Source organism: Clostridium sp. UBA7339 (assembly GCF_002470865.1).
Taxonomy (GTDB): Bacteria; Bacillota; Clostridia; order Clostridiales; family Clostridiaceae; genus Clostridium_J; species Clostridium_J sulfidigenes.
The window spans coordinates 669,479-695,614 of record NZ_DKPI01000006.1 but is presented as its reverse complement, the minus strand read 5'-3'; the positions used below and the strand labels follow the sequence as shown (position 1 = coordinate 695,614).

Sequence of the window (26,136 nt, the reverse complement as noted above, 5' to 3'; positions counted from 1 at the left end):
CACTGGTAATAAATAGACAATTACCAGTGGTATTTAATTATATTTTTAAAGTTAAAGAAATCCGTTATAGCTAGCATCTGATGGCATTCTTAAATCTCCTCTTGGAGAAAGGCTTATAGATCCAACCTTAGGACCATCAGGTAGAGCTGAACGCTTAAATTGTTGAGTGAAGAATCGAGTCATAAATTTATTAAGCCATTTACTAATTACTTCGTCATCATATATCCCCTTAAAGGCAGCCTTAGCTAAGAATTCTATACGTTCCTTAGAAGCACCATGTTTCATGAAATGGTATAGGAAGAAATCGTGAAGTTCATAAGGTCCTACAATATCTTCAGTCTTTTGAGTAATGTTTCCATCTTTGTCCTTAGGAAGTAGCTCTGGACTTACAGGGGTATCCAAAATATCAATAAGGATTTTACTTATATCAGGAGTGCTTTCATGGTCAGCCACATAATCCACTAGGTATCTTACAAGGGTTTTTGGAATAGAACAGTTTACAGAATACATGGACATATGATCTCCATTATAAGTACACCAACCAAGAGCTAACTCAGATAAATCCCCTGTCCCAATTAACAGTCCACCTTCTTTATTAGCAAGGTCCATAAGAATTTGTGTTCTTTCTCTTGCTTGAACATTTTCGTAGGTTACATCATGTTGCTCTACAGGATGACCAATATCTTTAAAATGTTGGAGGCAAGCAGGTACAATATTTATTTCTCTTAAGTCTGTATCTAGGTACTTGCAAAGATCTAAGGCATTATTATAGGTTCTATCTGTAGTACCAAAACCAGGCATAGTAATGGTTACAATATTTTCTCTAGGCATTTTCAACATATCAAAGGTTTTTACTACAACTAGAAAAGCTAGAGTAGAATCAAGACCGCCAGAAATTCCTATAACTGCCTTCTTTAAGCCAGTATGCTCAAATCTTTTAGCAAGAGCTGAAGTTTGAATATTAAATATCTCTTTAGATCGTTTATCTCTTTCAAGAGGATTACTAGGTACAAAAGGATGTTTATCTATATATTTATCAAAATTATTAATAGCTATATTGTTAAAATCAAAGTATATAGTTTCCATATCAAAAGGAATTAAAACTTTATTATCTCTAAAGCTTATATTTTTTAATCTTTCAGCCTTTAATTTATCTACATCAATAATTGCTGTAATAATTTCATTTTCGCGATTAAATCTTTCATTTTCAGATAAGATTCCACCATTTTCACTGATTAAAAGATGGCCACTAAATAATACATCAGTAGTAGATTCAAAGACTCCACTAGAAGAATAGATATAGGAACTCATACATCTAGCACTTTGATTTTCAATTAAGGCTCTTCTATAGTCAGCCTTGCTAACTAACTCATTAGATGAAGATAAATTACATATTACATTACAACCAGCTAAAGATAAGAAGCTACTTGGTGGAATAGTAACCCAAAGGTCTTCACAAATTTCCACTCCAATACTAATATCACCACTTCTAAATATTAGGTTAGTTCCAAAATATATATTATCTTGGAAAGGAAGTTTAACTATTCTAGAAGTTATATTAAGACCACTGCTAAACCAACGTTTTTCATAGAATTCAGAAGCATTAGGTAAGTAACTTTTTGGAACAATACCTAAAACTTTACCATTAAAGATAAGATAAGCTGCATTATAAAGCACATCATCATATTCAAAAGGAGCACCTACAGCAAATAACATATCTCTTCCTTCAGAAAATACACAAAGATTTTCAATAGCTACTTCTGCTTTTTTTAGTAGTTTTTGTTGAAAGAATAAATCAGCACAACTATAAGAGGTTATAGATAATTCAGGAAAAACTAAAATTTTAACTTGTTCTTCTATAGCTTTTTCAACACATTTTTTTATTTCATTTAAGTTAAAGTCAACATCTGCTACCTTAGTAATAGGACAAGCAGAACCAACCTTTATAAAGTTCATTAAACATCGCACCTTTCATATTAAAGATATTTCTTATATACGAGTTCTTTTTTTAGTTTTAGTTTTTTTAGGTTTATTACTCTTAATATTTTTTTTATTATGTAATTGTTCTTTCTCCACTATTGCAGTTTTTGTGGTTTCATTATGTTTTTTTATGCCTTTATTTTTAAGTTTAATAGTAGTTTTTTTAGCCACAGAATATCCGAATTTTCCAATAGGCTTAGGAGCTAAGCTAAAGTATTCACCATGAGAGTATGAAAGTAGGTCTCCTTTATCAAAGTGAATTTTCCCTTTTTCATCGATAAGTGTATTTTCCACATGACAGTTAACTATTTCAGCTAAAAATAAATCATGGGTACCTAGGGGAGTTATAGATTTTACTACACACTCAAAGGCAACGGGACATTGATTAATAATACCGCAGGAAATATCCTTAGCTTCACTGAGAGACAAGTTCATATCCCTAAACTTGTCATTGGTTCTTCCACTTTTAACTCCACAGTAATCCACAGCTTTAACTAGATTACTAGAAGCTAGATTTACTACGAAGGAACCAGTTTGTTTTATATATTCATAGGATAATCTTTCAGGACGAATAGCAACTGTAATCATAGGTGGCTTAGTACAAGCTGTACCTATCCAGCCTACAGTAAATACATTATCCTTTCCTTCAGAATTTCTACTAGTTATCATCACTGCTGGAACAGGATTTAGCATAATACTACCCTTAAAAGTAGTTTTAGCCATAATATCACATCACTTTCTAATTTTAACATAAACCTAATATAAATAAACTTAATTATTTTTGTCTCATATGTATTATATAGCAAGTTGGGTATATTTATCAAAAATAATAACCATCTAAGCTATAGATATTTATTATAGTACAATAATTTAAATTAATCTTTAATTTTGATTACCCGTTTTAGTAGGTATAAGAAATTTCGGGGAGTTTTAAGTGTAAACAGTGTGTTTTTATTCATAACCTTATATTATAATATAAATATAGGGAAATTCTTAACTTATATAAGGAGAATTTAGCTTCAATCAGTTAGGCTAAAATAACAAGACATATTGACCTATAAAAAAATTTGATATATAATTAACTTGAACGTAGTTCAAACAAGGAGTAGATATAATGAATAGGTTCTCAGAAAACCCAAGAGAGATTATACTTAAAGGAGCAAAAGAAATTGCCTTAGAGAATGGAATTGCAGCAATAAATATAAGAGCTGTAGCCAGTAGATGTAAAATTTCAGTAGGTACAGTTTATAATTCATTCTCCACAAAAAGTGAATTAGTGTTAGCGGTTGTTGAAGATTTTTGGAGAGAGGCCTTTACTGATTTTCATACATGCTTAATGGGTGAAAAAAATATTTTTGAAAAGATAGAGCTATTATATAATAATATTTTTGTTTACTTAGATAAATTTCAAGAAAATTGGATAGATCAGTTATCTTTATTAAGTAGTAGTGAAAAATCTCTAGGAAGAAAAAAAGAACACGAATTTTTTAAAAAAGTTAGTGAAAGTATAGTTAATCTCTTAGATTCAGAAGATAATATTAGTGATGAAACTTGGACAGACAATTTAACTAAGGAAAAAGTGGCTAAATTTATTTTTAGCAACATGTTAGTTATGCTTAAGGCTAAGGAAGAGGATATAACTTTTTTTATAGAAGCATTAAAGAGAATTATTTATTTTAAATAAAGTTAAATAAAAATGCTGTATTAACTTACAGCATTCTATATACTTAAAAATGAACTATGTTCAAATAAAAATGCGAGGTGATATATTATGCAAGGGATTATGGAAACACTTTTTGATATTCTTTATCTTTCGACAGTTATAATAATGGGAATTATTATGATTAAGAAAAGTGGACAAAATAAACAATACAGATTATTTGGAATTATGGCAGTGATTTTAGGATGTGGAGATGCATTTCATCTAGTTCCAAGGGCTTATGGATTAGTTACCACTGGTTTAGAAGCTAATGCTGCGGCTTTAGGAGTAGGAAAACTAATTACATCTATTACAATGACTATATTTTATGTAGTGCTATATCATATATGGAGAATTCGTTATGATGTCAAAGACAAAAAAGGCTTAACTAATATTATTTATGGATTAGCTATTGTTAGGATTATATTATGTGCATTCCCAGAAAACCAATGGTTATCATATAATGCTCCAGTTTCCTGGGGAATATATCGTAACATTCCTTTTGCATTAATAGGACTTATAATCATATGGATTTTCCATAATAAAATTAAAGAAAACAATGATAAAGGATTTAAATTTATGCCTATTGCAATAATTTTATCTTTTGGATTCTATATTCCTGTTGTACTATGGTCCAATACTTTACCGATCATAGGAATTCTTATGATACCTAAGACTTTAGCCTATGTATGGATTGTATTTATGGGATATAACGAGATGAAAAAACTCTCAAACCCGCATGGTGTAAACAACTAGTTAACTATTTAAATATTTATATAGTTCTATAGGTAAATATTTAAATCGTATCCTAGGTAAAATTTTAAATAGTTATATAAGATAAATTTTAAAAATTTTAATATTTATTATATTAAATATTTTTAAATTATGAATTCTTAAGCTGTTTGAAATAAATTATCCCTTTGAAAGACCTACTTAAAAATAAAATTTTTAAGTAGGTCTTTGCTATGGAGCTATGTAGTATAATATGTAAAAATAGTATAAAATATAGTTATTGAAATAGGTATAATAAGGAGTGATTTGGTTTATGGAATTAAGTTCAATTGATGTAGATAAAATTATAGAAGATCACTATAAGTTTTTTGAGTCAAAAAAAAGTCGTAATATAGATTTTCGTATTAATCAATTAAGAAGTTTAAAGTCTGCTATAAAAAAGTATGAATATAAAATATATGAAGCATTATATAAAGATTTAGGAAAGTGTGAGTTTGAATCTTATACTACAGAGGTAGGCTTTGTATTAAGTAGTATTAGTCACACTATAAAGAATTTAAAGAAGTGGGCAAAGAAAGAAAAGGTAAAAACGCCTTTGTACTTATTTCCTGCAAAAAGTTTTGTAATTTCTGAGCCCTATGGAACGGTTCTAATTATAGGGCCTTATAATTATCCATTTCAACTTTTGATAGAACCTTTGGTGGGAGCACTTGCTGCTGGAAATTGTGTAGTATTAAAACCATCTGAAAATGTGCCCAATTTATCAAGAGTAATTACAGAAATGATTACTGAAACCTTCCCTAAGGAATATATACGCTCAGTAGAAGGTGGAATAGAAACTAACACTTCATTGATTAATGGTACCTTTGATTACATCTTCTTTACAGGGAGTGCTCAAGTTGGGAAAATAATAATGGAAGCTGCTGCAAGAAACCTAGTTCCTGTTACTTTAGAATTAGGTGGGAAAAGTCCTGTAATTGTAGATGAAAGTGCAGATATTAGAGTGGCAGCTAAGCGTATAATTTGGGGCAAGACTATAAATGTAGGTCAAACCTGTGTAGCACCGGATTATGTAGTAGTAAATAACAAGGTGAAAGATGAATTAATTAAGGAATTAAAATTGCAAATTCAAAGCTTCTATGGTAAGGATGCTATGGAGAGTAAAGACTACGGAAGAATTGTTAATGATAGACACTTCATAAGGCTTAAAAATATATTAGATAAAGAGGCAGATAAAATAATATATGGTGGAAAAGTAAATAGAGAAAAAAGATATATTGAACCTACACTTATAGATGCTTCATGGGAAGGTGCAGCTATGTCAGAAGAGATTTTTGGACCTATTCTTCCAATTATAAGCTTTAGTAATTTAGATGAGATAATAGGGGAAATTAAAAAACTATCAAAGCCATTAGCTCTGTATTTATTTACTGAAAACTACGAAGTAGAGGAAAAGGTTTTGGAAGAGATATCTTCAGGTGGAGCTTGTATAAATGACACAATAACTCATTTAGCTAATCCGGAGTTACCTTTTGGAGGAGTTGGAAATTCAGGTATAGGAGCTTATCATGGTAAAGAAAGCTTTAAGACATTTTCTCATAGAAGAAGCGTTGTAAGAAAAACTACTAAAATAAATATTCCAATAGTTTTTCCACCTTTTAATAATAAAAATCTAAGTAATGTAAAAAAACTTATGAAATAAATTGAATGAGATAAGGGGGAGTTTTATGAAAATTTATATTTCAGTGGATATTGAAGGAATCAGTGGAGTAACTAACTGGGGATTTACTAATGAAGGTGGCTATAACTATGAAAGAGCAAGAAAGCTTATGACAGAAGAAGTAAATGCAGTCATAAGAGGAATTAAAAAAGCAGGTGCAAAAGAAATACTAGTAAATGATTCTCACGGTCCTATGACAAGTATTCTCATTGAAGAGTTAGATGAAGATGTAGTATTAATTAGTGGAAATAAAAAAATTCTTGGCATGATGGAGGGTATAAATAATACTTTTGATGCAGCTATGCTGATAGGATATCATGGAAGACATAATACTTCAGGGGTTTTAGCCCACAGTTATAATAGCTCTGTGGTATCAGAGATAAGACTAAATGGAAAAGTAGTAGGAGAGTTTGAATTTAACTCCTTATTGGCAGGATATTTTAAAGTTCCAGTGGTAATGACATCAGGAGATAACATTTTAACAAGTCAAGCTAAAGAATTTAACAAGAATATAGAAGCTGTAGAAGTTAAAAAAGCTCACAGTAGATATGTAGGTGAATGCATACAGCCAAAGAGAGTTCATAAAATGTTAGAATCATCAGCAGAAAAAGCTATTTATAATAAATTAGTAGAACCTAACATATTAGATGATGAAGTAGAGTTAGAAATAGCCTTTATGGATAGTGGTATGGCAGAAGGAACCTTATGTATTCCAGGAGTTCAGCTTATAGAACCTAACAGAATTAAGTACAAGGCAAAGGATATTATGGAAGCTTATAAAATAAGAAGTGGTCTAATTACCTTGGCTGGGGCTTGGATGCGATAACACTTAATTTAAACACATAAAACCTTAAAAAAAGTAGAAACTATTTAAGGAAAGGATGTGTTTATTATGAAGAGAAAATCAGGTTCTAACAATCCAGCTCAGAAGGGAAAAAGAAGACAAAAGCTTCATGAGAATCAAAACAATGTTGGGGATCCGCGAAATAAGCCTGAATTTAAAGATTTCAACGGAAATGAAATAAAATAGTTAAATTGTGTTTTAAGAAGCTGTCTCAGAAGTAGTTTATTTTGAGACAGCTTATTTTATTGCATTTATATATTCTCGGGGTGATTTGTGAAAGAGCTTTTTAAAGCTACGTAGAAAACTAGAGTAATCCTTAAATCCACAGAGAGAACTAACCTTAGTTACAGGCTCACCAGATTTTATAAGTTCTTGAGCCATAAATAATCTCTTCTGAATTATATAGTTATGAAGAGTATACCCAGTTTCATTTTTGAATTTATGCATTAAATAATATTTACTTATAAAGAATTCCTTACATATAAGTTCAATGGATAGATCTTGTGATAGGTTATTGTTTATATATTTTAAAATCTCTTCAATTTGTTTATCGTATTTTAAAGAATCCTTAGTAGTAATATAAGTTTTATCAAGATAAAGTCTGTTAAGATATATAATTAGTTGAATAAAGAGGGAGTTACCTAAAAGTTTACTTCCAAAATCTTGAGAGTTAAATGATACTTCTAAGGAAGATATGATATTTTTAAGGTTATTTTGAAATTTATCTTCAAGTCTTATTAAATTAAAACTCTTCTCTTTTGCTAGTTTAAAGCAAGTTGATAAATCGCAACCTTCATAATTATGATTTTCAATAAAACCTGAATTAGCCCAAATAATTATACGTTCATAGGTCTCATTAGAATCGATAATAGGCTTGTGCACATCATGATTGTTTACAAGTAGAATATCCCAAGGCTTTAAATAATAAGCCTTCCCTTCAATTAAATAAGTAACTTTTCCAGATAAAAAGATTATTATTTTATTAAAGTCATGATAATGAAACTCGAATTCTTGATTTTTTTTGTCCTTTATATGAAAAAGCTGAAAGTCTTTATTAAGATATCCAGATTTGTTACTTGAATATGTGTTATCCATAAAGATACCTCCAAAACTAAATATACTTCATTTATCATATTATTAAAAAAGCAGTTTTTGCAATGTTTTAAACAGTATATTCAATATTTATTGTACATAGTGTTGAATATAATAAGATTATAACATATATGAAAATTAAATTACTAATTATATTATTTTATTTAAGGAGGAGGAAAAATGGAGATTTTAAAAAATTATAAGTCCTCGATATTTTTAATAATTTCAGTTATTATAGGTGGAGTTATAGGGTTGATCATGGGAGAAAGGGCAAGTATTTTTGCACCACTGGGAACAATATTTCTAAATTTAATATTTACAATACTGATACCATTAGTATTCTTTAGTATTTCATCGGCTATTGCTAATATGGATAGCTCAAAAAAATTAGGAAAGATACTTGGAATTACAATAGTAGTATTTGTATGTACGGCTATTATATCAGGAATAATAGGGGTAACTAGTTTCAAAATTTTTAATCCTGCACAGGGACTAAATTCGTCTATGTTTACAGAGTTAATGAATAGTGCTCAAGTTGTACCTAGGGAGCAAGTAGGATTTTTAGAAAAAATAGTTTCTAGTATTACTGTAGGGGATTTTTCACAGTTGTTATCTAGAAGTAATTTATTGGCACTTATAATATTTTCTATGCTTATAGGTTTTGGAACTATGTTAGCAAAAGAAGAAGGAAAGGAGTTTTCTAATTTTTTAAGTAGTGGCGCTATAGTAGTAAATAAGGTGATAAATATAATAATGTATTATGCTCCAATAGGATTAGCAGCATATTTTGCCAACGTAGTTGGTCAATTAGGAAGTCAAATATTAAGTGGATATGCAAAGGTATTTGTACTGTATTTGATAGTATCTATAGTATATTTTATTATATTCTTTACTCTCTATGCCTATATAGCAGGGGGTAAAGAAGGTATAAAAGCTTTCTGGAGAAATTCCACAGGACCATCAGTGACAGCATTAGCTACATGTTCTAGTGCAGCCTGTATTCCAGTAAATATTCAGGCAGCTAAAAATATGGGAGTATCTAGTTCCTTAGCTAATATAGTTATGCCTTTAGGTGTAAATATCCATAAGGATGGTTCAGTGATAGGTGGAATATATAAGATAATGTTTTTATTTGCGATATTCGGAAGAGACATTAATAGCTTGGGAACTTTAACTATTATTTTCATGGTGGGATTACTAGTAGGAGCTGTTGTTGGTGCTATACCAGTAGGTGGTTCCATTGGCGAGATGCTAATATTAAGTATATTTGGATTTCCTCCAGAAGCTTTAGCAATAATGTTAGTTATTGCAACTATAATTGATGCGCCCGCAACCTTATTAAATTCTGCAGGTAACACGGTTTGTACCATGGTAATATCTAAATTTACAGAAAAGAAAAGGATTTAAAATAAAATTTATAATAAAAGTACAGATATAAATTTTGCATATAGAAATAAGGCTATCTCAACTGACTGAAATAGCCTTATTTTTATTCAATCTTATTGATAATATTTTATTAATTAGATTATTTAATTACAAATTTTACTGATTAGTTGATAAAAAATATTTATAAATTCAAAAAAATAGTTAATTTATAGAATAATATAAGATTAAATGTTTTATTACAATAATTTAAATAATATCCATATAATGTTATAATTATTTATAAAATATTGTAAGGGGGGCAGTTAATTGGGAAAGAAAAAAAATAAACTTTTAAGCCTAATTAGTGCATTATTATTCTTAGTAACTTATATTGTTATGCCAAGTATAAGTGTTTATGCAGTAGAAAGAGCTATTAATAATAATGAAGATACAACAATACTCCTTTCAGAAGGTTTTACAGGAGCTAGAAAGAATGTAAAACCAGAAGGAGAAGGATGGACAATTACAAGAAATGGGGAAAAAGCTACTGTACTAGATGGATATGACACAAATGGGAATTATGGTAAAACAAAACCTTCACTAGGATTTGGACGATTGAGTGGAAGTAGTACTGAAACTTTAGAAACACCAGTATTCAATTTACCTTCAACAGGAACTTTGAGTTTTTGGTATAAGGGGCAAGTTGGAAATGGTCCGATAACTTCAACTTTAAAATTAGAAGTTAAAGTTAATGATGTGTGGCAAGAGATAAAAGGACCAGATATTACAGTTACGAGTGAAAGTACCTTTTCAGTTTCTTTAGAAAAGGGAGTTACAGCTATAAGATTTACTTTCAATAAAGCATCAGGTAACTTAGCTATAGATGATATAGAAATTTCTTGTATTGGAGGAGGAACTACAGATCCAGGAGAACCACCAATAGATCCACCAACTTCAGAGGTCATAACTATATCATCTGCTAGAGATTTAACTAATGGGGTTGAAGCTGTAGTTAGGGGAATAGTTTCCTTTAATGATAGAAATAAAACCCTTCATATTCAAGATGCTACAGGTGCAATTGAAATATCAAATAACTCCACTAAGATAGATTTAAGTGCTGCAGTTAATGGAGCATTAGTTGAAGTTAAAGGTACCAGAGATACCTTTAAAGGATTAGCTCAACTTCAGGCTAGCGATATTAAGGTTATATCTAATAGTGGTATGCCAACTGCAGAAATTTATACTATAAAAGAGTTATTAACAGGAAAGCATGACTCAAAATATGTGGAAATAACTAATGCAGTTATAGATGTTGCAGCTAAGACCTTAACTCAAGGAGAAGATAAGTTAGACATATACTATGTACCTTCTGATATAAATGTAGTTACTGGTGACTTAGTTAATGTTAAAGGAACTATGGGGAAATACAACACAACTGTACAAATATATGGTTCATCTTGTACATTTACAAAGGTAGAAGCTCCTGACACTGAAGGGCCTATAATAAAACATGAACCAATTCTTAAAGCATCAATAGAGGAAGATCTCAAAATAACAGCTTCTATTGAAGATAATAAAGAAGTTAAAAGTGCAATGTTAAACTATAGAGTTAAGGGAGAAGAAGTCTTTAAGGCTATAAATATGACTAAAGATGAACAAGGAAATTACATGGCATTAATATCTAAAGAAGAACTGAAATTGATGGGTATAGAATATTATCTTGTGGCTGAGGATGGAACTAATATTACAAGAATTCCACAAGAAGGAGTATTTAATGTAGAAGTAACTAATGAAGATATAGTTGGACCAGAAATATATGATTTAGTGCCAGACAGTGGTGTAGGTATTGGAGATGTAGCAAGACCTGAAATAAAGGCTTCAATAAAAGATAGGACAGGAGTAGATAAAAATTCTATTAAAATATTCTTTGATGGTGAAGATGTAACTTCAAAAGCTACAATAACTTCAACATCTATTCTATACAAACCAACTACTGATTTAGACGATGGAAGTCACAGAGTAAAGATTGAAGCTAAAGATACTTTGGGGAATTATTCAAGTAAAGAATGGACTTTCAAAAAAGGTAAGTTAAGTCACTACTTCGGGCAACTTCATTCACATACTAATATTTCAGATGGAACAGGTTCTTTAGATGAAGCTTATTCTTGGGCTAAGAATCATGGAGCTGACTATTATGCAGTAACAGATCACTCAAATTGGTTTGATAATGATACAGCAGCTTCCTTAGCAGACGGTTCAGCTAGCAAAGCTTGGACAAATGCTCAGTTTACAGCGGATAAATATGATAAAGAAGATGATTTTACAGCTATATATGGATATGAAATGACTTGGTCAGGTTCTACTGGAGGGTGGGGTCATATAAATACATTTAATACACCAGGATTTGAAACCAGATCAAATAAGGCCATGGATTTACAAAACTATTACAATACATTGCAAACACAACCACAGTCAATTTCTCAATTAAATCATCCAGGTAAGACTTTTGGGGATTTTGCAGACTTTGGTTATTATAGTGAGGCTACAGACAAGGTTGTAAACTTAGTGGAAGTTGGTAATGGTGAGGGGCCAATAAGAGGTTCAGGTTATTTTCCAAGTTATGAATATTATACAAGAGCTCTTGATAAAGGATGGCATGTTGCACCAACTAATAACCAAGATAATCATAAGGGCAAGTGGTTTACAGCTAATAATGCAAGAACAGTAATTATAGCCACAGATAACTCTAGAGGAGATATATATGATTCTATAAGAAATTTAAATGTATATGCTTCAGAAGATGAGAATATGATTGTTGATTACACAGTAAATGGTAGTCTAATGGGAAGTTCCTTAGGTGAAGTAGATAAACTAAATTTTAAAGTTAATATAACTGATGATGAGACTATAAAGAAAGTATCAGTTATTTCTAATGGTGGAGTTGAGGTTGTATCTAAAGAATTTAATTCTAAAAATGTAGACTGGCAGTTTGAATTGTCTCCAGAATATACCTACTACTATTTAAAGATAGTGCAGGGTGATCAGGATATAGCTGTTACAGCACCAGTATGGGTTGGTGATAGTAGTAACTTTGGTTTAACTACAGTTACTGTAGACAATGAAATAACTTTACCTAATGAAAAGGTTCAAGTTTCTGTAGGAATTTACAATAATGAAGCTAAGGCTTTAAAAGATGCTAAGGTGGAGTTCTTTGCAAATGAAATTAAAACAGAAAATAAAGTAGGTGAAAAAGTTATTCCTTTAGTGGAAGGAACTAAAACCGAAAATGTTCAAATAGATTGGATACCTACTAAACAAGGTGAATATACAATTTATGCTAAAGCAACAATAAATCATGAAGGCAGTGAAAAAGTATTTACTAATAGTGTAAAGGTCAAAGTTAGAAATCCAGAAAACACTTATAGAGTTGTAATAGATGGTGCTCACGTAAATCAATATGTAAGTGGAAATTATGCAGGAAAATATACAGCACTTAAGAATTTGTTACAACAGAGAAATACAATACTTTCTTTAAATAAAGAGACAATAACTGCAGATACTCTCAAGGGAGTAGATTTATTTATTCTTACAAACCCACAGAGTATTGATAAGTCAGAATATAACTTAACTAAGAGTAAGTTAGAGACAAGTGAGATAAAGGCTATTGCTGATTATGTAAAGGCTGGAGGAAATATAATAATAACTACTATTGCTGACTATAAGGATGGTGAAGGTGAATATAGCAATGATAGGCAGCTTAATCCATTACTTGAAGCTATAGGAACAGAACTTAGAATAAATGATGACCAAGTTATTGATAATACTACTAATGGTGGTCAACCTTATAGATTATACTTTAATAAATACAGTTCACCATTATACAATTTAGTATCTGGTATCAAAGATGGAAAAGAGCAATATAGCTTCTATAGTGGAGCTTCAGTTGTCCTTGCAGATGGAGCAAAGGGAGAGAAGGTAGATTTCTTAGTAAAGGGTTATGAAACTACAACTACTAGCGATGCGGATAATGCTAAAGATAACGTACCAGTAGCACAAGGAAAGGTATCAGTTATTGGAGCAGAAGAGCTAAGTAATGGTGGTAAGGTAGTAGTAGCTGGTAATACATTTTTCTCAGATTTTGAAACAGATGGGCAAAATGCAATATCTTACTCAAATATTAAAATAGTAAAAAATATTATGGGTTGGATGATGCCAGAGAAGATAGCTGAAAAAGTAAATATCAAAGATGTTAGAATAGATGCAAATAAGGACAATGTACCTGATTTACTAGGAGAAGAGTTTACTATAGAAGGTATAGTAACTTCTCAGTCAGAGGCAGTAACTCCTAAAAATTCCTTCTTTGAAGTAGTGTATATAGAAGATGAAACAGGCGGTATCTGTATATTTGGTGTATCTAAAACTCCATTAAGGGTTGGACAAAAAATTAGAGTTACAGGTACAGTAGATGCATATCAGGGTGAATTTGAAATTCAAGTTAAGGATGAAGATACTCAAATTCAAATTATTGATGAAAACCCAGTTGATATATCTCCAGTAAAGCTTTCTACAGGAAATAGTATGATAGCTGAGAATGGTGGTAAGCTTATTCAGGTGCAAGGTAAGGTAGTTAGAATGGATAAATCTAATTTATATATTAACGATGGCACTGGAGAATCAAGGATATATGTAGAAGGATATATATGGGATGGAAAAGATGAGAGTACAAAGGGAATATGGGATAAAAATATTAAAGTTGGAGATACAGTATCAGCTATTGGACTTGGTTCAATGGATCCTGAAGGAGCAAGACTTAGAGTTAGAAATACTGGAGAAATAATATTAATTCCAAGTGAAGAAACCAATGAAAAACCAGTGATTAATGGAGCTGAAAATATAACAATAAAGGTTGGAGATAGCTTTGATCCTAAATCAGGGGTAATTGCTACTGATAAAGAGGATGGAGATATAACTTCAAAAATAGTAATTACAGGTTCAGTAGATACAAGTAAGGCTGGAGAGTATGTTTTAACCTATAGCATAACTGATAGCTTTGGAAATAATACTACTATGACAAGAAAGGTAACTGTAATAGATAAAGAAACACCAGGTAAAGATGATAACGAAAAACCAGAAAATCCAAGTAAGCCTAATAAACCAAACAAACCAAATAATTCAGGAAACAATAATTCAAACTTACCTCAAACAGGAGGAGATAGTTCTTCAATAGTACTAATAGTTATAGCTGTTTTAGTAATTGGAGGAGGAGTAACTCTATTATTTAAGAGAAAAAACAAAGGAGAGAATACAGAGCAGAGTAAAAAATAAAATTAGACATTGAATTTAGGGGCTGACTCAAAGTAAGTTTGAAACAGCCCCTTACAATAAAATAGGTGAGAGGAGGGTTATTAATGAATATAAATAAATACAAGAAGGATATTATAACAATAACAGTAACCGTTATATTAGGAATATTAATTGTTTTTTCATCTAAACTAATATTTACTAATGGATTTTTGTTGGACAAGCTAAGTGCTGGCGTAGAATATTATGAAGCAGAAATAGTAAATGTACTTAAAGAAAATTTGCAAGATGATAAGTATATAGAGGAAATAGAACTAGGATATCAACAGGTATCAGTAAAAATATTAAATGGCCCTTATGTGGAAAATCAATATGAAATAACTAATAATGTAAGTAGACTATATAATACTGTAGTAAAAAAAGGTGACAAGGTAATAGTTGCCATGTACTTCATGGACAATAAGCTTAATGATGTGGCTATATCTAGCTTTAAGAGAAGCACTTCTTTATCTATTATGGTTATTTTATTTTTACTAGTAATATTATTGGTTGGAGGATTTAAAGGTTTAAAATCTATAGTAGCATTACTATTTACAATGATTTGCGTAATATTTTTGATGGTACCATTAATGCTAAGAGGTGTAAGTCCTATAATATCAGCTATAATAATAGCTATAATAAGTACATCAATTACCTTAGTACTAGTATCAGGAACAAATAAGAAAACATTGTCAGCCATCTTAGGAACTTTAATAGGAGTTTTAATAGCAGGAATACTTGCCTACATATTTGGTGAAACCACAAATCTCTCAGGAATAAACATGTCAGAGGTAGAAAGTATAATGTATATAGCAGAAACGACTAATCTAAAAATAAAGGGTATATTTTTTGCAGGGATTCTTGTGTCTGCATTGGGAGCGGTTATGGATGTAGCTATGTCAATATCCTCATCTATATTTGAAATAAGTTCCATAGATAAGACTATGAGTATAAAAGCATTATTTAAAAGTGGTATGAATATTGGTAAAGATATAATAGGAACTATGGCTAATACTTTAATTTTAGCATTTGCAGGAGGAGCTATAAACATACTTATTTTATTATACTCTTCTAGTATGACAACTAATAGGTTACTGAATTTAGATATCCTTGGCACCGAACTGATTCAAGGGTTATCAGGAACTATAGGAATAATTCTAACTGTACCAGCAACAGCAATTATGGCAGCATATCTATGTAAGGCATCTTCAAAAAATAAGTAAGTCAGAATACTCGTCTATTTTGTGTTATACTGCGTCAACAGAACCCTTAGATAGTGCTACTATCTAAGGAACCTGTTTCCTTGTCTAACTCAAAATATACTTCCCATCTTTGACTTATTATTTATTTTCAGGTGCCTAAGAAAAAAATAAAATTATAAAGAAATAGGATTTGAAACAAACTGTTTCAGCCTTGTAATTAAAGAGTAATAAAATTAACTCAGATAATTAAGGATGATACAGTTCTTTATTTTCCCTTTAAAAAGGTATAATGATGAAAAATAAAATAGCTATATAGCTACATGAGTAATTTTTATATAAAGGTATCATACTAAGTAGTATTAGTATAAAAAATAGTAGATATTAAAAGGAGAGGACTTTTATGCCTTATATAAACTTTAAAGAAGAAGTGTTTAAAGGAAAAGAAGAGCTATATAAAAGAATAGAAAATAATAAGAAACTATTTAGTGAAATAAAAAATAATAAGAACAAAATTAGCATCCAACAAGATGAAAAGTATAGTTTTAGAATCATTAAAGATAGAACTATAAATAATTCTAAAACTGAAAATGAGGGGGATTTTTTAGAGATTACTGATAAAAGTATCGTATGTACTGAGTTTATAAAGTGTAAATTTTATAATATAAAATTTAAAAATTGCACATTTGTGGCCTGTAGGTTCATAGAATGTGACTTTGGGGGTGGAGGAGTAATTTTTGAGAACTGTACTATGATTTTAGAAGAAATTAATAATGTACCATCACTAAATAAAAAGGATAATCTATCTTGTAGTTTTGAAAAATGTAAATTATACTGTAAATTTTTAAGCTCTAATATCACTTATTTAATAATTGATGAATGTGAACTTAAAGATACATCTTTTGAACTTACAGATATGACTAGTGCTATAATTATAAATTCTTATATGAAAAGAATTAATTTAATGGATGTGGATTTATCAGGAGGGAAAATAATATCAACTTACATTGAGGATTTAGAATTTAATGATAAATTAAAAAGCAAACTAGATCCAAAAACTTTTTTTGATAAAATTCAACCAAAGAAAAAAACAAAGACAGAGTATGAAGGAATATATACTGTATATGAAACTATTGCTGATAAATATAATGAAAATAATTTGAAGAACAACTTTGGAGAATACTATTATCTTTGTAAGAATATGCAAAGAAAAAGTTTGAAAAAGCTATTACCCAAAACAATATCTTATATTTATTGGTTTACATGTGGATATGGAGAACGAATATTATATCCATTAATAAGCTCTTTAGTTTTAATATTAATTTTTGCAACTATGTATTTGATCTTGGGATATAACTCACAAAATCAAATAATTAGCTACTGGTGGAGTATAGGATTACCAAAAAACTTTAATGAATTTCTAAGTCAAGTAAATCAATGTATAAATATAAGTGTTGAGGTATTTACAGGACTAGGATCTGATAATGAAACGCCAATACCGGCTTCTTTTATAGTAGCTAATACTGAGATGATAGTTGGAGTAATTATGATGGGGGTTGGAATAGGTACCTTAACAAGAAAATTAGTAAGATAAATAAAAATTTAGTTGCGTAACAAAAGTTACAGACCTATTATAGAAATCTAGTTATAATTAAGCTATATTAAATATAGTTTAATTTAAATTTGGTGTTAAAATTAAACAAAAGATAAGTGTGATAAAAAATATAATTTTGAAAAATATGATAAATTAGATTAAATAATAGGTTTAGGAGGATTTGTTATGAAGAGAAAAATAATTAAGATCCATGAGGAAAAATGTAATGGCTGCGGATTATGTGTTACGGCTTGTCATGAAAAAGCTATAGAATTAGTCGATGGAAAGGCAAAACTTGTTAGCGATATATATTGTGATGGATTAGGAGATTGCTTACCCAATTGTCCTACAGCAGCTATAGAGATTATAGAAAGAGAAGCGGATGAATATGATGATGATGCAGTAAAGGCAAGAATTTTAGAATTAGATAATAAGTCTAAAGAGATTAAAGATATAAATATTGGTGGGGAAGAAAAGTTGCCATGTGGATGTCCTGGAACAATGGCTAAAACTATTGAAAGAAAACCAATAATCACTATGGAAACTATGCCTAAAAAAAGAGAGAATACTACTGAAAACAACTCTGAGCTTATGCAATGGCCAGTGCAATTGAACTTAATAAATACTAGTGCGCCATATCTAAAGGATGCTAACTTATTAGTAGCAGCAGATTGTACAGCTTATGCTTACGGAAATTTCCATAGAGACTTTATGAAGGATAAAGTTACAGTAATAGGATGTCCAAAACTTGATGACAATGAACATTATAAGAATAAATTAACTGAAATACTTAAGAAGAACAATATAAAGAGTATAACTGTAGTTAGAATGGAAGTGCCATGCTGCTCAGGAATAGTAGCTTCAGTTAAAAGTGCCATGCTTCAAGCACAAATAATAGTTCCTTACAAAGAAGTAACCATTGGAACTAATGGTGATATAATAGAGTGATAATTGAATATATTTTAAGTGTGGAGCTATCTATAAATCTGTTAACTTAATAGATTTATAGATAGCTTTTATTATTGCATAAATATTTATAAATTTTAAAGAGGGGTAATAGAAAATTAATGGATTAAAAAGATAATATAATGTATAGTAAATGTAAAGATGAAAAAATCCATAGGGAGGAAATAAGTACCTATGTCAAATTCAATAATAACAAAAAAAGCATTAGCTAAATCTTTGAAGGAATTAATGAATTCTATACCGTTAAATAAGATATCTGTTAAAGAGATAGTTAATAACTGTGGATTAAATAGACAAACATTTTACTATCATTTTCAAGATATATACAATCTACTGGAATGGATTTATGAAACAGAAGCCGTAGAAAGCATATCACAATACAGAAGTTATAACACCTGGACTGACGGATTTCAAAAGATTTTCAACTATATAGAAAGCAATAGAAGATTTTGCATGAATACTTTAAATTCTTTAGGAAAGAATCACCTAGATTCATATCTTTACACAGTTACTTATGATTTAATTATTGGAGTAGTTAATGAAGTTTCTCAGAATATGAGAGCTACAGAAGACAATAAAAAGTTTATTGCAAATTTTTATACTTTAGCATTTACAGGTTTGGTAATTCAGTGGATGAATGGTGGAATGAAGGAAGATTCTCATAAGATTATTGAAAAGTTAAGTGAATTAGTAGAGGGTAACTTTATGAGAGCTTTAGAGAGATATGAAAAGGATGCATAATAAATATATCCATCATGCATCCTTTAAAACTTATATATTCTTTAAAGTATTAGTGTAATTATAAAATATTTCATATAACTATGATTTAAAAGTTACTTTAGTTTATTACCATCTTCATCAATGTAAAACCACTGATTATCTAATTTTACAGATATGGGGGCTATATCCCTGAAGGAAGGAGTGATTTCATCATATATGATATCTGTAAACTTATTAGAGGATTTATTATAAAGCCCCCATTTATTATCTTTACTTACTAAAAAGATATTTTCAGTGTAGGGGTCAATAATATTATATTCGCATTTTAAAATTTCTTTTTGGGTTTTATCTATAAGCCCCCATTTACCATTTAGGCATACTTGAAATATATTTCTAGATGAATCAATATTATAAACCTCATCATAAATAGGAGGAACTACCTCAATTCCATTAGAAGCTAAGATACCACATTTGCTTGACTTATAAATGGTAGCAAAGCCATCATAGAATGGATAAATTTCAGTATAGTCTGTGTTAAGTATAATTTCACCTTGTTTATTTATAAATACATTCTTACGGTTACCATCTTCATCTACATAGCTAGCAGCAAACATATTATCTCCTGAACCTAATTCTATGTATTCAAACTTAGGTTCAAAGAGCAATTCTCCTTTAGTATTCATAAGAGCAACCTTGTTATCTAAGGAAGCTACCAAAATATCACTTTCCCAAAAGGAGTTTATATAATCATATTTAAATGGAATTACAACATCACCATTCTTGTCTATACATCCAGTCTTACCATCAAGATATACTGTAGCTAGTCCATTAATAAATGAATCAGCCCCATCGTAAATAGGTTTAATTATCATTTTATCTTTAGTATTTATATAACCAAACTTTCCATCTATATCTACAGGAGCTAAATCATCATTGAAGCTTAAGTAATAAGAATATTTAGGTTCTACTATAGTTTTACTTTCTAGATTTACAAAACCAAATTTTCCGTTACTTTCAAGATGAACTATAGAATTGTTAGGCATTATGGCAGTATACTTGGGCTCTACCTTTAAATTAGTATTTAAAACTATAAAGCCTTGGTAATTGTTTTCTGTTATAATGGCTATATTTTCCTCTCCACAATTATATATTGAAATTGGGGTTTCAGATACGAAATCAACTACTATATTGTTTTTAAAGTCTATACAACCATACTTACTGTTCTTTTTAACAGAAATGAGAGTATCAGATACAATAGTAGCTTCTTCATAATCAAAAGGAATTATCACATTATTTTTTTTATCAATAGCACCCCAAAATCCATCTTTTTTTACAGGGGCTATATTGTTATAAAATGAATGTGTTTCGTCATAGGTTGGAGTTATAACTAGATTTTCTTCTGTATCAATAAATCCCCAAAGACCTCTAAGTTTAACTGCTGCTAGGCCATCAGTGAAAGAGGAGGCTTCTTCATATTTATTATTGTTATTACAACCACTTAGAACAACACAGAAAATTAATAATACTATTAATAGAATTTTGTTTAAAATCTTCATATGTCCTCCTTTTAAAATATTATTTACTATATTTTAACATTATATTTTCTATAGATATACAAGATTTGGCAAAAAAATAAAAAATGCAGTATTATGTAAAATACCGCATTTTGGCTATATATTAGATGTAAATCTATTTTCTTTTATTAGATATTTCAATGTTTACTTTTCTTTTACCAAACATTTTTCCTTTAGAATTCTCTAATATTATATTTACAAGATTGCTAGGTACATCAACAAAGGAGAACTTATCAAGGATATCAATTCTTCCAATTTCTTTACCTTTAACACCGGCAGTGTTATCTAAAAATTCAATAACATCTTTAGCTCTGGCCTTGTCGAGCTTACCTATAGATAAGAATAATCTTGTTGTATCATCTACATCTACAGACTCTTCAGCATAGTTACAATTTAATTCTTTATCAAACATTAGTTTTAGTAAAGAAGCAGTAACATCTTCAGCACCATACTCATTTATTAGCTCTTTAGCCATAGGTAAGAATGTATTGTATGAGTCTTCTTGTAATACATTCCCAATGTTTTCTATTAAACTTCCAGATTTAGCAGAGAATATATCAGCTAAAGTAGGAATGTCTTTTTTTACTATTTTACTTTTAGTATGATTTTCTATTTGTCTTATAAAAGAAACTTCTTTTCTTGAAGCAAAGCTATAAGCAATACCTTCTTTATTAGCTCTTCCAGTTCTTCCTATTCTATGCACATAAGATTCTATATCTTGTGGCAAGTCATAGTTAATAACATGAGTAACATCTTCAACATCAATTCCACGAGCTGCAACATCAGTAGCTACAAGAAAATGTAGTTGTCCGCTCTTGAATTTAGCTAATGTGTTCATTCTTTGGCTTTGTTTCATATCTCCGTGCATACCTTCAACACTATAGCCTTTACCATGTAAAGCATCAACTAATTCATCTACACCTTTTTTAGTTTTACAGAACATTATTGTTGTAGTTGGATTATCTACGTCTAAAATTCTACAAAGTGAATCAAATTTATTAGATGAGTTAACTAAAAAGTATGATTGTTGTATTTTGGATACAGTCATGGATTTTTTAGCTATTACAATATGTTGAGCATCAGGTTTCATGTAATTTTTAGATAGGTTTTTTATTGGTCTTGGCATTGTAGCAGAGAATAAAAGCGTTTGTCTTTCCTCATTTAAGTTAGATAGGATACTTTCAATATCCTCAATAAATCCCATGTTTAACATTTCGTCAGCTTCGTCTAAAACTAAGAATTTAACATTTTGAAGTTTTAATGTTCTTCTATTAATGTGATCTAATATTCTTCCAGGAGTTCCAACTACAATATCTACTCCTCTTTTTAGAGCAGCAAGTTGTCTGTCAAAGGATTGACCACCATAGATTGGTAGGATTTTATACTTTTCATACTTACACAATTTCAAAAGTTCTTCGCTAACCTGAATAGCTAATTCTCTTGTTGGAGCTAATATTAAGGTTTGGATAGCTCCACCCTTAGGACCCATGTTGCTAAGAATAGGTGCTCCGAAGGCAAGGGTTTTACCAGTTCCTGTTTGCGCTTGACCTATTATATCGTAACCTTGTAAACTTACAGGAATGCTTTTCTCTTGTATATCACTAGGATTTTCAAAGTTTAAGTCATTTATAGACTTTAATATGGAATCCTTAAGTCCAAGTTCTTCAAATTTAGTTTTTATCATTCATATTCCTCTTCTCTTTTTTCTTTAAATACATCTAATAGTAACACAGTAAATCTATAATAGCAATTGTAAACTGAAATTTTATCTCTAAGTATTTATCCCTAAGTATAATGAAATAAATAAAAATTATGCAGGTGGAAATATAAAACTCTATTACATTTATAGAAAATCATATATTATATTATGTGTAGATATAATTAGAATTATAGGTATAATTATATATAGATATTTTAAATTAAGGAGAATATATGAAAAAATTTTTATTTGATACAATGGAAACATATTTGGAAAATGGACTTAGGTTAATAACTATAAAAAAAGAAACCCAAATAGCTTCTTTAAATATCGGAGTTATGGTTGGAGCTGTTTGTGAAGAAAATCAAGAACGTGGTATATCTCATTTTATAGAGCATATGCTTTTTAAGGGAACTGTAAATAGAGATAATGAAAAATTAAATAGTGATTTAGAAAATTTAGGTGGAGAGTATAATGCTTATACAGATTATATGTCCACTGTTTTTAATACTACTACTTTAAACGAAGAATTAGATGTAAGTTTAGAATTGATTAGTGACTTACTTCAACATCCTACTTTTTTAGAGGAACACATTGAGAAGGAAAGAGGAGTAATATTAGCAGAATTAAGAAGTGGTAAGGATGATGTAGAAGATTTATCTTTTCAAAAAATAAATGATATGGCATTTACTCATAGTCCATTAAAAGTTGATGTAATAGGAAAAGAAGAGATTGTAAAGTCAATTAGTAGAGAAGATTTGATAAGATATTATAATAATCACTATGTTTCTAATAATACAGTGATAACAGTGGTATCATCTTATGAACATGAATATGTAATAGAGTTAGTTAAAAAATATTTTAGTCAGTGGAAAAGAAAAAAAGTAAGTAAGCCTATTTTAAATTTTGAAAAAAATAAAGACAAAATTAAGATTACGCATAGAGATAATATGGAGCAGAGTACAATAATATATTTATATACATTTAATGATCTAACTAAGAAGGAAGAGTTAGCTTTAAGAATATTAAATCACAAGTTTGGAGAGAGTTCTAATTCTATATTATTTAGAGAACTTAGAGAAGATAGGGGACTTGCTTATGATATTTATACAAGTCTTGACTTAACAAACAACTTGAAAACTTTATATATCTATGCAGCAGTAGCACCAGAGGATGTTGATGCAACTATAGAAACCATAAATAATTGTATAGAAAAAATTAAAGAGGAAATAATTGTATTTGATGGTAATACTATAAATTTAATGAAAAAGGTGTTTAAGACTGCTATAGCTTCTACTTTAGAGGATTCAACAGATTTAGGAAATTATGTAGTACATCAGGCTATGGAAGAGGATAATTTATATCAATTTAATGAAGATATGGAGAATTTGAATTATATAGTAGCTCAAGATTTATATGAAGTAGCTAAGAAGGTACTAAATAAGCCTACAATTCATGTGCTTCTATGTGATAGGGAGTAAGGTATAAAATTTCTATAGATGATGGGAAGGAAGAACAGTGAGTAAAATAATTACTAAGATTGAAGCCCAAAAGAAAAAGGATAACAGAGTAAATATATTTATAAATGGTGAATTTGCCTTTGGATGTAGCAGTGAGTTAGTATATTATCATAATTTATCTAAGGGAAAAGAAATTAATATTGAAGACCTAAAGAAAGTTATAGTTGAAGATAATTTTCTTACAGCAAAGACAAAGGCTTTAAAGTATATTGAGAGAGCTCTAAAGAGTGAGTTTCAAGTGAGAGAATTTCTACAAAGGAAAGAATATGAAGATAGTGTCATAGACAGAGTTTTAGAATTTCTAAAGGCATATAAATTTATTGATGACGAATATTATGCAAAAGCTTATGTAACACAAAATATTAGAATAGAAGGCAAAGGAAACATTAGATATAAACTTATAAAAAAGGGTATATCTGAGGAAATGATAAATAACATACTAAATGAAATTTCTTCTAAGGATGAAGAAACAGTGGCTTTAAAGCTAGCAGAAAAAAAACTTAAAGTGCTATGTAAAAATGAAGGCAATATAGTAAAAATAAAAAGTAAACTTAATACTTTTTTAATATCTAAGGGATATAATTTTGATACTATTAAATCAGTAGTAAATAAATTAGAAATCAAGGAAAAAGAAAATATAGAGGTCTTTAGGTCAGATGGTTATAATCAGGTTAAGGAAAATCAATGGGATGAACTTCTCAGTATTGCAGAGAAAAGATATGAACGCCTTAGCAAGTCAGAAGAGGATGCAATTAAAATAAAGAAAAAATTACAGGATTTCCTTTTAAGAAAGGGTTATAATTACAGCGATATCAAAACTGTATTAAACAAGATTATTAAAGGTGAAGATCCCTATTATTAAATCTAGAAGAAAATCTAACAGGAGAGAAAAGGAGGGATAGAATGGAATTTTTAGAGGAGTATAATATAAATATTGTTTCATTAGTATTGGTTATAGCATTTGTATATCCTGTAATAATGGGCATTGTATTTAAATTGAAAAGTAAAAGCATGGTGGTTACAATTAAGGGTGTATTAACTTCTATGGCAATGGTTTGTTCAATAATACTAACTACTGTGGTGGTAAAAAATGTGTTTGCATTAGATAAGTATGGATTAGTTGAATATATATCCTCAAAGATTTCTCCATCCTTTGCTTATCTTATTACTAAATCTAAGCTATTTAATGGGATTATACTATTGTTTACATTCTTAATTATTTATCAGATATTTAAAGCCCTTATAGAATTTATTAGCAGGACTACTTTATATCCAGCTTCAGATGCCATTGATACCAGTATTAGAAATACAGGCAGAGGTACTAGAGCTTTATTAGGAGGAATGTTTCAAATTCCTAAGGCTATATGTTATATGATAATATTATCAGCACTACTTAGCTATGCATCAATTTTTTTAAATAATCCAAAGCTAGATAATAAATTAAATTCATCTACCATATATAGTTATATTAATAAAAAGATTATAGAGCCTGTTACGGATTCTGAGATAGCTAAAAGTTTCCCCAATATATTAGAGAATTCATTTAAAGTAGTAGATGAGAAAAATAATATAGTAGATGATGTAAATGGATATCTTCAAGGGGTAGTTTTTTATAATGGAGTAACATTAGATGAGGGAATAAGATCTAATGAGATCATAGATAATACTGCGTTAAGTATAACTAGTAAGTATGATAACGATTATGATAAAGCAAGATCTTTATATGAATGGATAGGGAATGCTATAATTTATGATGATGATAAGGCTACAGAAGTTATGAATAATTCCATACCTACAGAGATTAATTCTGGAGCCATAAATACTTTTAATACAGGAAAAGGTGTTTGCTTTGACTATGCATGTTTATATGTTGCAATGTGTAAAGCAAATGATATACCAGTAAGACTAATTGTAGGAGAAGGTTATAATGGAATGTCTTGGGTTAGTCACTCATGGAATGAAGTGTATATAAAGGAAATGGATAAATGGGTAAATGTGGATTCAACTTTTTATAATGCAGGGAATTATTTTGATAATGATACCTTTAATTCAGAGCATAGAAATAGAAAAATCGCAGGAGAATGGAAGTAAA

19 protein-coding genes are annotated in these 26,136 nt (G+C 29.6%); 14 read left to right on the top strand and 5 right to left on the bottom strand.

Translation table 11 applies throughout. The features are described 5' to 3' along the window. Positions 1-51: 51 nt before the first annotated feature. On the bottom strand, positions 52-1,956 hold the full coding sequence (locus B2S02_RS06705; protein ID WP_346920464.1) for an NAD(+) synthase: 1,905 nt from the start codon (positions 1,954-1,956) through the stop codon (positions 52-54). Positions 1,957-1,989: 33 nt separating this feature from the next. After that, positions 1,990-2,703: a flavin reductase family protein gene (locus tag B2S02_RS06700; RefSeq protein WP_346877756.1), complete on the bottom strand. Its 714-nt coding sequence runs from the start codon at positions 2,701-2,703 to the stop codon at positions 1,990-1,992. A gap of 391 nt (positions 2,704-3,094) precedes the next feature. Between B2S02_RS06700 and B2S02_RS06695 the strand changes: the two genes are divergently transcribed. The 5 genes from B2S02_RS06695 (at position 3,095) to B2S02_RS06675 (ending at position 7,161) form a co-directional block, all read left to right on the top strand. Then, on the top strand, positions 3,095-3,664 hold the full coding sequence (locus B2S02_RS06695) for a helix-turn-helix domain-containing protein (RefSeq protein ID WP_346848559.1): 570 nt from the start codon (positions 3,095-3,097) through the stop codon (positions 3,662-3,664). An 87-nt stretch (positions 3,665-3,751) separates the two neighbouring features. Then, complete coding sequence (locus B2S02_RS06690) at positions 3,752-4,435, top strand: hypothetical protein (RefSeq protein WP_346877758.1); 684 nt, start codon at positions 3,752-3,754, stop codon at positions 4,433-4,435. Positions 4,436-4,724: 289 nt separating this feature from the next. Beyond that, positions 4,725-6,113: an aldehyde dehydrogenase gene (locus B2S02_RS06685; RefSeq protein WP_346878539.1), complete on the top strand. Its 1,389-nt coding sequence runs from the start codon at positions 4,725-4,727 to the stop codon at positions 6,111-6,113. Between the two features lie 25 nt (positions 6,114-6,138). After that, a complete protein-coding gene (locus B2S02_RS06680) occupies positions 6,139-6,957 on the top strand; it encodes a M55 family metallopeptidase (RefSeq protein ID WP_346920463.1) in 819 nt (272 codons plus the stop codon). Between the two features lie 66 nt (positions 6,958-7,023). Beyond that, the gene (locus B2S02_RS06675) at positions 7,024-7,161 is read left to right on the top strand and encodes a clostri-philic family protein (protein WP_346878541.1); all 138 of its coding nucleotides are present in this window, start codon (positions 7,024-7,026) and stop codon (positions 7,159-7,161) included. 51 nt (positions 7,162-7,212) lie between these two features. Here the strand turns inward: B2S02_RS06675 and B2S02_RS06670 are convergent, their stop codons facing one another. Then, positions 7,213-8,070, bottom strand: coding sequence for an AraC family transcriptional regulator (locus tag B2S02_RS06670; RefSeq protein WP_346878542.1), 858 nt, complete (start codon positions 8,068-8,070; stop codon positions 7,213-7,215). A gap of 177 nt (positions 8,071-8,247) precedes the next feature. On the opposite strand from B2S02_RS06670, the gene B2S02_RS06665 reads away from it, so the two are divergent. The 6 genes from B2S02_RS06665 to dhaS all read left to right on the top strand — a co-directional run bounded on the left by B2S02_RS06665 (position 8,248) and on the right by dhaS (position 19,272). After that, positions 8,248-9,474 carry a dicarboxylate/amino acid:cation symporter gene (locus B2S02_RS06665; RefSeq protein ID WP_346878543.1) on the top strand — a complete coding sequence of 409 codons (1,227 nt, stop codon included), beginning with the start codon at positions 8,248-8,250 and terminating at the stop codon, positions 9,472-9,474. 285 nt (positions 9,475-9,759) lie between these two features. Then, entirely contained in the window at positions 9,760-14,757 is a 4,998-nt protein-coding gene (locus tag B2S02_RS06660) for a CehA/McbA family metallohydrolase (protein WP_346920462.1), read from the top strand. A gap of 83 nt (positions 14,758-14,840) precedes the next feature. Continuing rightward, the gene (locus tag B2S02_RS06655) at positions 14,841-15,995 is read left to right on the top strand and encodes a YibE/F family protein (RefSeq protein WP_346848566.1); all 1,155 of its coding nucleotides are present in this window, start codon (positions 14,841-14,843) and stop codon (positions 15,993-15,995) included. A 379-nt stretch (positions 15,996-16,374) separates the two neighbouring features. Then, on the top strand, positions 16,375-17,565 hold the full coding sequence (locus B2S02_RS06650; RefSeq protein ID WP_346848567.1) for a pentapeptide repeat-containing protein: 1,191 nt from the start codon (positions 16,375-16,377) through the stop codon (positions 17,563-17,565). A gap of 186 nt (positions 17,566-17,751) precedes the next feature. Then, entirely contained in the window at positions 17,752-18,513 is a 762-nt protein-coding gene (locus B2S02_RS06645) for a 4Fe-4S dicluster domain-containing protein (protein WP_346848568.1), read from the top strand. A 192-nt stretch (positions 18,514-18,705) separates the two neighbouring features. Further along, positions 18,706-19,272: a dihydroxyacetone kinase transcriptional activator DhaS gene (gene dhaS, locus B2S02_RS06640; RefSeq protein WP_035133092.1), complete on the top strand. Its 567-nt coding sequence runs from the start codon at positions 18,706-18,708 to the stop codon at positions 19,270-19,272. Positions 19,273-19,364: 92 nt separating this feature from the next. On the opposite strand, the gene B2S02_RS06635 is transcribed toward dhaS, so the two are convergent. Further along, the gene (locus B2S02_RS06635) at positions 19,365-20,807 is read right to left on the bottom strand and encodes a WG repeat-containing protein (protein ID WP_346878545.1); all 1,443 of its coding nucleotides are present in this window, start codon (positions 20,805-20,807) and stop codon (positions 19,365-19,367) included. Positions 20,808-20,940: 133 nt separating this feature from the next. Further along, a complete protein-coding gene (locus tag B2S02_RS06630) occupies positions 20,941-22,509 on the bottom strand; it encodes a DEAD/DEAH box helicase (protein ID WP_035133090.1) in 1,569 nt (522 codons plus the stop codon). A 248-nt stretch (positions 22,510-22,757) separates the two neighbouring features. Between B2S02_RS06630 and B2S02_RS06625 the strand changes: the two genes are divergently transcribed. Genes B2S02_RS06625 through B2S02_RS06615 form a run of 3 tightly spaced genes read left to right on the top strand, consistent with a single transcriptional unit; the run spans position 22,758 to position 26,135 of the window. Further along, positions 22,758-24,005: a pitrilysin family protein gene (locus B2S02_RS06625; RefSeq protein ID WP_346848570.1), complete on the top strand. Its 1,248-nt coding sequence runs from the start codon at positions 22,758-22,760 to the stop codon at positions 24,003-24,005. A 37-nt stretch (positions 24,006-24,042) separates the two neighbouring features. Further along, positions 24,043-24,906 (top strand): recombination regulator RecX, encoded by an 864-nt coding sequence (recX, locus tag B2S02_RS06620; RefSeq protein ID WP_346879525.1) that lies wholly within the window; start codon positions 24,043-24,045, stop codon positions 24,904-24,906. A 41-nt stretch (positions 24,907-24,947) separates the two neighbouring features. Further along, positions 24,948-26,135 (top strand): transglutaminase-like domain-containing protein, encoded by a 1,188-nt coding sequence (locus tag B2S02_RS06615; RefSeq protein WP_346920461.1) that lies wholly within the window; start codon positions 24,948-24,950, stop codon positions 26,133-26,135. Position 26,136 lies beyond the last annotated feature (1 nt).